This is a genomic window from Acinetobacter sp. R933-2, assembly GCF_030325485.1.
Taxonomy (GTDB): domain Bacteria; phylum Pseudomonadota; class Gammaproteobacteria; order Pseudomonadales; family Moraxellaceae; genus Acinetobacter; species Acinetobacter sichuanensis.
This window is the reverse complement of sequence record NZ_JACAIJ010000007.1, coordinates 167,914-180,991: the sequence shown is the minus strand read 5'-3', so window position 1 is coordinate 180,991 and position 13,078 is coordinate 167,914. Positions and strand designations below refer to the sequence as shown.

General features: G+C 40.0%; 10 protein-coding genes. 9 read left to right on the top strand and 1 reads right to left on the bottom strand.

Annotation, left to right across the window (positions count from 1 at the left end):
* Positions 1-14: 14 nt before the first annotated feature.
* The 5 genes from HX005_RS10340 (at position 15) to HX005_RS10320 (ending at position 6,545) form a co-directional block, all read left to right on the top strand.
* A complete protein-coding gene (locus HX005_RS10340) occupies positions 15-1,889 on the top strand; it encodes a sigma 54-interacting transcriptional regulator (protein WP_286377294.1) in 1,875 nt (624 codons plus the stop codon).
* Between the two features lie 147 nt (positions 1,890-2,036).
* Positions 2,037-3,668, top strand: coding sequence for an AMP-binding protein (locus HX005_RS10335; RefSeq protein WP_353621997.1), 1,632 nt, complete (start codon positions 2,037-2,039; stop codon positions 3,666-3,668).
* A gap of 73 nt (positions 3,669-3,741) precedes the next feature.
* Entirely contained in the window at positions 3,742-4,059 is a 318-nt protein-coding gene (locus HX005_RS10330) for a DUF485 domain-containing protein (protein WP_107008595.1), read from the top strand.
* Positions 4,052-5,704: a cation/acetate symporter ActP gene (gene actP, locus HX005_RS10325; protein ID WP_286377292.1), complete on the top strand. Its 1,653-nt coding sequence runs from the start codon at positions 4,052-4,054 to the stop codon at positions 5,702-5,704. The genes HX005_RS10330 and actP overlap by 8 nt, the downstream gene beginning before the upstream one ends.
* Before the next feature lie 88 nt (positions 5,705-5,792).
* Positions 5,793-6,545 carry a glucose 1-dehydrogenase gene (locus HX005_RS10320; RefSeq protein ID WP_286377291.1) on the top strand — a complete coding sequence of 251 codons (753 nt, stop codon included), beginning with the start codon at positions 5,793-5,795 and terminating at the stop codon, positions 6,543-6,545.
* Between the two features lie 132 nt (positions 6,546-6,677).
* Here HX005_RS10320 and HX005_RS10315 read toward each other — a convergent pair whose 3' ends face one another.
* A complete protein-coding gene (locus HX005_RS10315; protein WP_107008598.1) occupies positions 6,678-7,346 on the bottom strand; it encodes a GntR family transcriptional regulator in 669 nt (222 codons plus the stop codon).
* Between the two features lie 134 nt (positions 7,347-7,480).
* Here HX005_RS10315 and HX005_RS10310 point away from each other — a divergent pair, with 134 nt between their 5' ends.
* The 4 genes from HX005_RS10310 (at position 7,481) to HX005_RS10295 (ending at position 13,072) form a co-directional block, all read left to right on the top strand.
* On the top strand, positions 7,481-8,335 hold the full coding sequence (locus HX005_RS10310) for a fumarylacetoacetate hydrolase family protein (protein WP_286377290.1): 855 nt from the start codon (positions 7,481-7,483) through the stop codon (positions 8,333-8,335).
* A gap of 90 nt (positions 8,336-8,425) precedes the next feature.
* The gene (locus HX005_RS10305; protein WP_286377289.1) at positions 8,426-9,364 is read left to right on the top strand and encodes a VOC family protein; all 939 of its coding nucleotides are present in this window, start codon (positions 8,426-8,428) and stop codon (positions 9,362-9,364) included.
* Positions 9,365-9,409: 45 nt separating this feature from the next.
* Positions 9,410-11,164 carry an FAD-dependent monooxygenase gene (locus HX005_RS10300; RefSeq protein ID WP_286377288.1) on the top strand — a complete coding sequence of 585 codons (1,755 nt, stop codon included), beginning with the start codon at positions 9,410-9,412 and terminating at the stop codon, positions 11,162-11,164.
* Positions 11,165-11,362: 198 nt separating this feature from the next.
* On the top strand, positions 11,363-13,072 hold the full coding sequence (locus tag HX005_RS10295; protein WP_353621996.1) for an arylsulfatase: 1,710 nt from the start codon (positions 11,363-11,365) through the stop codon (positions 13,070-13,072).
* Positions 13,073-13,078: the final 6 nt, after the last annotated feature.

The following is a 13,078-nucleotide window of genomic DNA, read 5'->3' as shown; positions in this document are numbered from 1 at the left end:
AGGAAGATCGTAACATGCTGAATCAAAAGCCGATTAATATTTTGGTGAGTTATATTAAAACGCCATCTATTAATGGCTTTCGGGCATTGGCAGAGCAAACCATTGCCAAAATCCATACGGATCAAATTGGTTTTGTCGAATGTCATATTTCCGATGTGTTGGATGTTGCTCAACAATTGGTTGAAAATGGCAGTGAAATTTTACTCTGTACTGGAGCGACAGCACATTATTTACAGAAAAAATTGCCTATTGAAATTCATCCGATTCGCACAGGGGCTTTTGATGTCATCCAAGCCATTTCCAATTTAAAACAGTATCAAAAAATCGCACTTCTGGGCAGTACTTCAAGTGTCAATCTGACCCAATATGCCGATGTCTTTGCCCTAAAAATTCAGCAATTTAGCTATGATTCATATCTGGCTGCCAAAAAAGCGGTGGAGCTGGCACAACAGCAAGAATTTGATGCGGTGATTGGTTCGCCTGTGGCTGTGGAAATGGCACTCAGTCTCAATATGGCAGCACAACTTGCAATCAGCAGTAATGCCTTGCACGATCATCTTGAAAGTGCCTTGCAACGACTGGACAAAATCCGTGAAGAAAAACAACATACCCAACGTCTGACTGAAATTTTCAATCATTTGACCGATGGGATTTGTTTTATTTCCAATACAGGCAATATCCGTTTTATCAATCAATCCATGACTGAATTGCTGGGGATCCATGCCACAGCGGTTTTAAATCAATCGGTACATCATATTTTTCAGCATTTGGATCTGAATTTGGACAATAGCCATCAGATTTTGACGGTGGGTGCGAAAAAACTGGCGGTACATTTATCTGTATTAAAAAATGAACATATTGATGGTTTTATTCTCAGTGCTCAGGATTTGGAAAGTTTTGAAAAATCGAGCAGTGAGTTTCGTAAAGTTTCAAGCCGAAAATTCAATACCCGTTATCGTTTTTCAGATCTGATCAGTAAAGATCCACAATTTTTACAAAGCATTGAATTGGCAAAACAATATGCTCAAACTGAAGCTACAATTTTAATTACAGGTGAAAGCGGAACAGGTAAGGAGTTATTGGCACAAAGTATTCATCAATACAGTGCAAGGGCAAAAGCACCTTTTGTTGCGATTAACTGTGCATCATTTCCTGAAAGTATTTTGGAAAGTGAACTATTTGGTTATGAAGAAGGTGCTTTTACGGGTGCTAAAAAAAATGGCAAAGTCGGACTGATTGAGGCGGCGCATAATGGCACGCTATTTTTAGATGAAATTGGCGATATGCCATTGCATTTACAAACTCGATTTTTACGGGTGTTACAAGAACGTCAAATCAATCGACTGGGTTCGATCGTCAGCCATCATGTCAATATTCGGGTTTTGGCAGCCACGCATTGTGATCTTGAAGAACAGGTGAAAAAAGGTGAGTTTCGCGCTGACTTGTATTATCGCCTGAATATTTTACGGGTTTTTGTGCCTGCGCTGAGACAGCGCCGTGTCGATATTCTGGAATTGGTATCGCATTTTTTAAGCAAGCATGATTTAAGCCGTGAGCAGTTGCCTGAGCATGTGCTGAAAGCGCTACAAAAATATCATTGGTCGGGCAATATTCGTGAGTTGGAAAATATCATTGAACGTTTGGCAGTCATGAGTCGTTTGGATCAAAGCATGTTGTCACAGCATTCGATTGAGCGACATATTCCTGAAATTTTTCAAAAAGCAGATCAGCAGGAACAGAGTCCTTTAAAAGCCGTAAAGATCAATCAGGAGTTACAATTGATCGAACAGGCGATTGATGCTGCCGATGGCAATCTGGATATTGTGGCGCAAAATTTGAATATCAGCCGTACCACCTTATGGCGCAAAATGAAGTTATTGAAAAATTAATAATTTTGCAATTTCAGAATTGAAAAAGGTTTCAGTTTTGAAATATAGGTAAATAATAAGTTATTGAAAAATATAAAATAAAAAGTTGGCATCATCATTGCAATAGTCTGTCTGAACTCAATTGGGAAATTGTGTAAGGATACCAAAATCATGAATGGACTGATGATGCATTGCAATTTGAATATCACCTCAATCATGCGCCATGCAATGATGGTACATGCAGAACAAGAAATTGTGTCTTTAAAGTCGGATGGTATAACGGTGCATCGTTATCGTTATAAAGATGCATTTAAACGTGTGGCACAGTTTGCTCACGTTCTGGATCAATTAAAAATATCGCAACATGCCAAAGTAGGGACTTTAGCGTGGAATACACATCAACATATGGAACTGCATTATGCGATTCCGTGTTCAGGGCGTATTTATCACACCATTAATCCCAAGCTGTTAATAGCACAAATTCAGCAAATTATTTGTGATGCACAAAATGAAGTGCTTTTGGTTGAACCTGAAAACCTGCCGATTTTAGAACAACTCTATCCATATTTTTCAGCATTTTTAAAGTATGTGATTGTCCTTGGCGATATCAATCCAAGTTTAACCGCAAGTTTTCCTTTTCTGTTTTATGAAGTGCTGATTCAGTACCAACCTGAAAGCTATGCATGGCAAGACATTGAGGAAACGCAGGCGAGTGGTCTGTGTTATACCTCAGGCACCACAGGACAACCCAAAGGTGTGTTGTACTCACATCGCAGTACGGTTCTGCATGCGATGAGCATGAGTATGGTGGAGGTTGTGGGTTTGCATTCAAAAAGTGTGATGATGCCGATGGTACCGCTTTACCATATCAGTGCGTGGGATATGCCATTTAATGCGGTTTTATGTGGCGCGAAGTTGGTGTGGCCTCATCAGTTTGCAGGGCAAGCCGACAAGATGGTGCAACTCATGCAGCAAGAACAAGTCGATATTTCTATGGCTGTGCCGACCGTGTGGACATCAATAAAAAATCATCTGCTACAACATCCACAGCTTCAGCTGAATTTAAAAAGAGCAATTTCAGGGGGTTCAGCTGCGCCACTTGCCTTAATTCAAAGCATGCAGGACTTGGGCATCCAACTGGAAAATGGTTGGGGCATGACCGAAACAAGTTCACTCGGTGCTATTAATCGTACGGCATTGATTTCTGAAAATTTTGATCAGCAAGTGGTGAAATGTGGTCGTCCGATTTTTGGTATGCAAATGCGTTTGAAGCACTTGGATGGGACGGAACTGCCATTTGATGGTACGCAAGAAGGTGTCTTGGAAATACGTGGGCATACGGTAGTACAAAATTATATCAATGCTTCAGCGGAGCAACACAATCCACAGCAAAATTCTACATGGTTTGATACAGGCGATATCGCAACCATTGATACACAAGGCTATATGCACATCACCGACCGCGCCAAAGATATGATTAAGTCAGGTGGAGAATGGATCAGTAGCGTTGAAGTGGAAAATGCGGCAATGGGTTATCACAAAGTGCATGAAGCCGCGGTGATCGCTGTTGAGCATGCCAAATGGGGCGAGCGACCTTTATTGGTGCTGGTGGCGAAAGATCATCAAAATATTAGTCATGAAGAGATGCAGTTGTATCTTTCCAAGTTGTTACATAAATGGGCACTGCCTTCAGCCACAGTTCTTGTCAAAGAAATACCGCATACCCCAACAGGGAAAATCAGCAAAAAACAACTCAGGGAACAATATCAACACTACTTTCAGCAACTCAGTGTGGTTTAGGACGATACAAAGTCAGTAAACAAGACCATTAACACGGTCATTAAAGAAGATCATCAAAAAAAGGATTTTTGATATGCAAAACAATGAAAATATAGAAGCCGCAATTATACAAAACAGCCAATTTAAACAGATGGTTAAAGCCCGTAATCGCTTTGCCCTATATCTGAGTTTCAGTGTGCTATTGATTTATTTTGTTTTTATTGGGGTGGCAAGTTTTTCACCACAGATTTTGGCACAAACATTGGGTGATCGTGTCATTACCATTGGTATGCCGATTGCTGCTTTGGTGATTATTCTGAGTTGGTTGATTACAGGAATTTATATTTACATTACCAATCAACACTTTGATCGTATCAAAGCACAACTCAAGCGGGAGTATCAGTATGAATAAGTTACTCTTGCTGACAGTGTTGATTGCCTCTAGTGGACATGCACAAGCAGCCACCGCCCAAAGTTTGAACTGGACAGCGATTGGTATGTTTGCCACCGTGGTTTTGATGACCTTGATCATTACTTGGCGGGCAGCGCGAAAAACCCATTCCAAAGAAGATTTTTACACCGCGGGTGGTTCAATTTCAGCCCGACAAAATGGTTTGGCAATTGCGGGGGACTATATGTCTGCATCCACGTTATTGGGTGCATCAAGCATGGTGTTTTTCAAAGGCTATGATGGCTTTATTTATGTCACTGGTTTTTTTGTCTGTTGGCCGATTTTAACTTTTTTAATGGCGGAACGCTTACGCAACTTAGGCAAATACACCTTCGCAGATATCGTGTCCTATCGCTTGGATCCGGATAAAACCCGAATTTTAGCCACCTGCGGTTCATTGATCGTTGTGTGTTGTTATTTGCTGCTGCAAATGGTAGGTGCAGGACAGCTGATTAAACTGCTGTTTGGCATAGATTATAACGTTGCTGTGGTTTTGGTCGGTTGTCTGATGTTGGTCTATGTCATGTTTGGTGGCATGTTGGCAACGACATGGATTCAGATTGTCAAAGCGATTTTATTATTATTCGGTGGCACAGTACTGGCATTTCTATGTCTCAGATATTTTGATTTTAGCCTCGATAATTTAGCTGCTGCCGCGGTTCAAAATCACCAATTGGGACAAAAAGTATTTGAACCCGGTTCGATGTTGTCCAATCCGATCAATGCATTATCCACATCATTAGGCTTAATTTTTGGTTTGGCAGGATTACCGCATATTTTAATGCGCTTCTTTACTGTATCCAATGCACAAGATGCACGTAAATCGGTGTTTTATGCCTCAGGTTATATCGGTTATTTCTTTATTTTAGTGTGTTTGCTTGGTTATGCCGCAATTTCGATTATTGGCACCAATCCGAGTTTTTATGTCGATGGCAAACTTGGTGGCGAGTTGATTGGTGGTTCGAATATGGTTGCGATCCATTTGGCAGGTGCATTGGGTGGTAACTTATTATTGGGCTTTCTTTCAGCCGTTGCATTCGCCACGATTCTTGCCGTGGTCGCAGGACTGACACTGGCAGGAGCATCTGCGATTTCACATGATCTGTTCCAAAAAGTCATCAAAAAAGGCAAAGCCACAGAAAAACAGGAAATGAATATTTCAAGAATGGCAGTGGTTGCACTCGGAATTATTGCGATTGCTTGCGGTATTTTATTTGAAAAAATGAATATTACATTCCTGATGGGGCTGACTTTTGGCATCGCAGCATCGGCAAATTTCCCTGTACTGTTTTTAGCCATGTATTGGAAAGATCTCACCACTAAAGGTGCGTTATGGGGCGGTTTCACGGGCATTATTTCAGCCATTGTTTTGGTCATCTTGTCACCAACCGTTTGGGTCGGTGTCATGGGTTATGCACAGGCGATCTTCCCTTATGACAATCCCGCACTGTTTTCTATGCCTTTGGCTTTTATTGTCAGTTGTGCGGTTTCTTTAATGGATCATAGTGAACGTGCTGCATTGGATCGAGCAGGTTTTGAGCAACAAGTGGTGCGTTCTGAATTGGGTGTAAAGCAGTCAGATCTGGAAAAAGCACCTGTACATTAAATCAAGTATCGCCGTGGGTGATGCTTCGATCAGTAAAAGTATTTGAATTGAACAATGAATATTTGAGTTTTAATCGTAAGGAAGAAGTATGTTAAGTCTTAAGGATAGCGTTGCTGTTATTACAGGTGCAGGTTCAGGTTTTGGAGAAGCTATTGCCAAGCGTTTTGCCTTGGAAGGGGCGCAGGTGGCAATATTGGATTTGAATGTGCAGGCAGCACAGCGAGTAGCAACAGAAATTGGTCAGCAGGCAACCGCCGTTCAGGTTGATGTCGGTGATTTTGAAGCTGTACAGCAGGCGGTTGCACAGGTTCGTGAACAATACGGAACAGTTGATATTTTGGTTAATAATGCAGGGGTGACGCATAAAAATATGCCGATGCTTGATGTCGATGAAGCCTCTTTTGATCAGGTGTTTAGGGTCAATGTAAAGTCGATTTTTAACTTTTCCCATGCCGTTATTCCCTTGATGCAGGCACAGAAAAGTGGCGTGATTTTAAATATTGGTTCGGTAGCAGGTATTCGCCCACGTCCTGGACTGATGTGGTACAACGGCTCTAAAGGCGCAGTCAATATGTTGTCCAAGTCGATGGCGGTTGAACTTGCACCGTGGAATATTCGGGTCAATGCCATTTGTCCAACTTTGGGTGCAACGGGTATTTTGGAATCTGCAATGGGCGTACCTGATACCCCTGAAAATCGAGTCAAATTTATTGCCACCATCCCCATGGGACGGTTTGTGGAAACTGAAGATGTTGCCAATGCCGCACTGTATTTATGTTCTGAGCAGGCATCATTTATTACAGGGGTGGAATTTCCAGTCGATGGCGGTAGAACGGTTTAGTTGATAAAATGTACATATTTTAGTTGATCATTAAAAAGCCTTGATTCAAATATTGAGACTTTTACATGGTTTCAACTCAATTTTTTAATTTAAATTCAATTTTAAAGCATAAAAATATATGAATAATTTGTACTAATTTTTCATCGCATTGAGGATAATTTCTGTTGTAAGCAAAATATGATTTTTAATAATTGATTTTGCTAATGCAGTGTCTTTATGAATCACGGCATTCATTAACTGTTCATGTTCTTCTGCTAAGTTTCTGCTTTTATCATCATAATGTGTTGATAAACGTCTGTAGCGTTCACTTTGTGCATAGAGAAATTCACGTACTTTGAGTAACCATGTATTGGGGCAGGCTGAAACAAGCAATAAATGAAATTGATGATGAATGTGTTCCCAGTCAGGGCTTGTGATTTTATTATTTTCTGTCATACGTTCAGGTGTTCTTTTCAGTTTATGAAAAGTGGCTAAAATATTTGACTCCCAATCTAAGTCTCCATGTTGAATGGAATATTCTAAACAAATTGATTCAATTTCAATTCGAGCAATCGCTAAATGTTCCAAATCTTCAATCGAAATAGGTGTGACTTTAAACCCTTTTTGTGCTTCAGACTGTACTAACCCTTCAGCAGTCAGGCGTGATAATGCCTCACGAACTGCACCTAAGCTGACTTCATGTTTTTTACATAGGTCATTAATTTTTATTTTAATTCCAGGTGCAAGCATGCCTGAAATAATTTCTTCACGAATACTGAGATAAACATTTTCAGTTTGACTAAGATTTTTTTCAGAGGTCATACATTTTGCAAAATTTTTAAAACTTAGAAATCACTATAACAAATATTTTTTAAAAATAAAAATATATTTTTTTATTGACAATATATTTTTTAAGTTTATATATATATTACACACAACACATAATGGATTTTAAAATGCGCTTTTTAAGCTTTTCAAAAAATGGAATTCACGGTATCGCAGTGCGTGATGAAAAGGGTATTAAGGGATTATTAGAAAATGCAGCAAATTACCCAGGTGATTTATTAACCCTAATTCAAAAAGGCGCAGAGGCATTAGAGCAAGCGTTTCAAGTGTTAAACGCTGCCGATTATTTGGTAGAAAGTGAATTAGAAATTTTATCACCGATTGCACAGCCACCCAAAATCATCTGTGTCGGTTTAAATTATGCAGACCATACCAGTGAGTCGCCGTATGAACAGCCTGATTATCCAACGCTTTTCCCGCGTTTTGCATCAAGTTTAATTGGTCATCAACAGCATATATTAAAGCCTCAATGTTCGGATCAATTGGATTTTGAAGGTGAGTTAGCTGTGATTATTGGTAAAACTGGCAAACATATTCAGAAGGATCAAGCACTGGATTATGTCATGGGCTATTCAGTGTTCAATGATGGTTCGATCCGCGATTATCAATTCAAATCGCCGCAATGGACTGTAGGTAAAAACTTTGATGCCACAGGTGCATTTGGTCCAGACATTGTGACTGCTGATGAAATTCCAGCAGGTGCAAAAGGTTTATTACTCACCACACGTTTAAATGGCGAAGTCGTTCAACAAGCCAATACAGACGATATGATTTTTGATATTGAAACTTTAATCAGCACAATTTCAGAAGCGATTACCCTAGAAGCGGGTGATGTGATCGTTACAGGAACACCAGCAGGCATTGGTTTTGCACGTAAACCGCAGTTATTTATGAAACATGGTGATGTGTGCGAAGTAGAAATTGAAAAAGTCGGTTTGTTGTCAAATCCGATCGTGAACGAATAAATCTGATCGTTAAAGGAATAAGCATCAAGGACGATACGGCAAATTATTTGAATTAAGACTTAAACATGTTTAATAAATGGAGATGTAAACATGGCTTTAGGACAAATGCTTTCAGGACGAAAGCTCGGTGTACATTCAATAGATCATTATGAATTGGATGTCCCTTGTTTAAAGACAGCGAAAAAATTCTACACAGATTTTGGTTTGGATGTTGAAGAAGCGCATGAGTATCTTGCATTAAGAACTTTTAGTTCTCAGCATGTGTGGTCATATTTATATCCCTCAGATAAAAAGCGACTGCGCAAAATTGTTTTTGGTGCTTATGCCGAAGATTTACAAGCACTCAATGCGCGTGTTGAACAAAGCGGACAGATGACGACTTTGTTTCAGAATGCTTTTGGGAAGGATGGCTTTAAATTTATCGATCCAGATGGTGTTAATGTTGAAGTCATTGTGAGTCAAAAAGTCACACCCGATGAAAAGGATATAGGCGCAAAAAAAACACAAGTATCTGGTCAACGGGGTGCAGCTTTTCGTCGCAATGCTGCCAAAGTTCAGCCTACACGTTTGTCACATATCTTGCTTTTTACTTCGGATATTGAGCGTTCAATTCAGTTTTATGAAACAGCGCTAGGTTTAAAACTTTCTGATTATTCAAAAGATGCGGTTGCATTTTTACATGCAGTGCATGGAGCAGATCATCATACGATTGCATTCGCACAATCTTCTGCGAAAGGCTTTCATCACTGTAGTTGGGATGTTGTATCGGTTGAAGAGGTCGGTCTTGGCGCTAAACATATGATGGATCAAGGTTGGACGCAAGGCTGGGGACTAGGTCGACACGTTTTAGGTTCAAATTATTTTTACTATGTACGTGATCCTTGGGGAAGTTATAGCGAATATTCCTATGATATTGACTTTATTCCCGCAGATTTAAATTGGCAAGCTGAAGTTCATCCTGCCGAAGACTCACTGTACTTATGGGGACCCGAAGTTCCAGATGAGTTTGTGACAAATTTTGAAGCTTAACTGAATCAGACATCAGTTAAAAATAAGTGAAAATGGAAATTTACGATGCAAAATACAAAAACGATTGAAATCCCTGTACTGATTGTCGGTGGTGGTCCAGCAGGTTTAGCCACTTCACTACTCTTGTCTAAGTATGGTATTCGAAATTTATTGATCAACAAATATCGTTGGACAGCTAATAGCCCACGTGCACATATTACCAACCAACGAACCATGGAAGTCTTCCGTGATGCACAAATCGAGGAAGAAGTAGAAAAACTCGCAGTGCCGCAAGCTTTTATGGAAAATAATGTTTGGGCGACCAGTTTTGCAGGCGATGAAATTGCACGTCTACAAGCTTGGGGAACAGCAGTTGATCGTAAATCTGAATATGAGCAATCGAGTCCATCCTCTATGTGTAATATTGCACAACATGTGATGGAGCCAATCATTGCTAATGAAGCTTTACGGGCAGGCTCTGATATGCGTTTTAATCATGAGTTTTTAGATTTCACCCAAGATGATGAGGGTGTAACTGCACGTATTCAGGATCGTATTACGAACGAAATCTATTTAGTTCGAGCGCAATATATGATTGGTGCGGATGGCGCACGCAGTAAAGTGGTTGAGCAGCTTCAGTTACCTTTAAAAGGTCAACATGGTTTAGGCTGTGCGGTCAATGTTTGGCTTAAAGCTGATCTTCGTAAATACTGTGAACATCGTCCTGGTGTGCTGTATTGGATTGTGCAACCTGGTAGTGATTATTGGGTGGGAAGTGGTACATTTATCTGCGTGAAACCATGGGATGAGTGGGTCATGTTGTATATGTATGATCCTGCACAAGGTGAGCCTGATTTAAGCGAAGAAGCAGTGATCAAGCGTGCACATCAAGTAATTGGGGATGATAGTGTACCGATTGAAATTTTATCGACCAGCAAATGGCAGATCAATCATATTGTGGCTGAAAAATATGGGCATAAACGTGTGTTTTGTATGGGGGATGCGGTACATCGCCATCCACCAGCCAATGGTCTAGGTACCAATACATCTATTCAGGATGCCTTTAATTTGGCATGGAAACTTGCTTTGGTATTAAAAGGACATGCAGGTACAGGGCTTTTAGAAAGTTATACACAAGAACGTCAACCTGTAGGACAGCAGATTGTAGACCGTGCCATGCGTAGTGTGGAAAATATGCTACCGATTGCCAACGCATTAGGGTTCAAACCTGAACAAAGCTTAGAAGATGGTCAGGCAGCTTTAGATTTAATCTTTGGTGAAGCGGAAAATAGTCAACAAAAACGTGCTGAATTGCATCAAGCGATTCAACTGCAAAATTACCAATTTAATTGTAATGGTGTTCAAATCGGACAGCGTTATCAAAGTTGTGCTGTGATTGCGGATCAACGCCCTGAACCGAAATACCTTCAAGATGCTGAATTGTATTACCAAGCGACCACTTGGGCGGGTGCGCGTTTACCACATGCTTGGCTGCATGATCGTCGAGGCAGACAATTTTCAACACTTGATTTGTGTGGTAAAGGGCAATTTACCTTGCTTACAGGGCATGGTGGTGATGCATGGAAAGCCGCAGTTGCAGAGATCTCAAAAGAAATATCATGCCCGATCAAAGTAGTGAAAATTGGTTTAGGAATGGATTATTTCGACACTTTTGGTGATTGGGAAGCACTTCGAGATATTGAAGAGCAAGGTTGTGTCTTGGTACGTCCAGACCATCACATTGCTTGGCGTATGCAAACCTTACCACAAGCACCAGTTGCTGAACTTAAAACAGCTTTAAAAAATATATTATCCATTTAATTTAAAACCCCACTTCATTTAATTCACTTTTGATTGAGTGAAGGGGGAGCTTTGTACTTTATTTTTGTACAAGCGTGTTTTTCGGCTCAACTTTAATTTGTTTTGGATGAGGTTGAAGTTGAGCCATTCAATTGTATCAATGCTGAACAGCATGATTTAAATCGCAAAACAACAATGATCGTAAAAAAGGAATATTTTATGATGAATAAATTCATGTGGGCTATGATTCCCTTAGCACTCGCAAGCATCACATCTGCCGCACCTCAGACTCAGAAACAACCCAATATTTTATTGATCGTTGCGGATGATCTAGGTTACTCAGACATTGAACCTTTTGGTGGGGAAATCCCAACGCCTAACTTAAAAAAATTGGCACAAAATGGAACCACACTCACCGATTTTCATGCAGGTCCAACTTGCTCAGTCACACGTTCGATGTTATTGACGGGCAATGATCATCACCAAGCTGGTTTGGGGACGATGGCAGAGTATTTACAGCCAGAGCAAATCGGTAAAGCAGGTTATGAAGGGAAATTAAATCGCCGTGTCATGACTTTGCCAGAAGTATTAAAAAATAATGGTTATAAAACCTATATGACAGGTAAATGGCATTTAGGTGGGGGTGAGGATAGTCTGCCTAATGCACGCGGTTTTGATAAATCATTTATCTTGGTGCCAGGCGGTGCAGATCATTTTAAACAAATTGCATTATTTCCAAATTATCCTGCTAAATATAAAGAGGATGGCAAAGATGCGTCATTACCCGATAACTTCTATTCAACCGATTTTTATACCGATAAATTATTGAGTTATCTAAAAGATGACCGTAAAAAAGGTGAGCCATTTTTTGCTTATGTGGCATATACCAGTCCGCATTGGCCACTGCAAGCACCTGATGCATATTTAAAAAAATATCAAGGAAAATATGAAGATGGCTATGATGTGGTACGTCAACAGCGTTTAAAGAAACAAATTGAATTGGGCATTGTTCCTGCTAACACGCAAATTAATAATCCTTTTAAAGATAAATTTCCAGCATGGGATAAACTCACGCCTTGGCAAAAAGCAGACCAAGCCAAAACCATGCAAGTTTATGCCGCCATGATTGATAATCTAGATCATAATATTGGTCGAATTTTTAAGCATTTAGAAGAAAATGGTGAGCTAGACAATACCATTGTATTGTTTATTTCTGACAATGGTGCAGAGTCTTCAACACCAGAATCCTTAGGTACGACAGCACATAAAAATGGTATCCGTAAATGGGTCGATGAGACATTTGATAATAGCCTCGAAAATATGGGTAAAGATAACTCTTATGTAGCGCTTGGACCACAGTGGGCGCAAGTTTCTTCTACACCTTATCCTTATTTTAAGAGTTATTTAGCAAATGGAGGGATTCGTGTTCCTGCGATTATTCAATATCCAAACCAAAAGAAAAAAGCCAATCTTAATCATGATTTAGCACATGTGATTGACTTTGTACCAACGATGTTAGATCTGGCAAATATTAAACGTCCTAAAACCAATCAAGGTGAAACATTGTTAGCAATGGAAGGTCGTTCAATTTTACCTACTTTGCAAGGTAAAAAGCAGCCTGAACGTGGGATTGGTTGGGAGTTCAATACTCGCCGTGCTTATTATCAAGGGGATTGGGCTGTTCAAATGCAAGCACCACCGTATGGTACAGGGCAATGGGAACTCTATAACCGAAAAAATGATCCAAGTTTTCTACATAACTTGGCATTAAGCAATACAAAACAAACCGAAAAAATGGCGAAAGCGTGGGATCAATATGCCAAACATGTTGGTGTAGTGTATGCACCTGTGCGCTATAAATATGGTCAAATGAATTGTTTTTATGACACCTGTGTTCAGCCCGAATTTTTAAAAAATCAGACCGATTAATCCTTT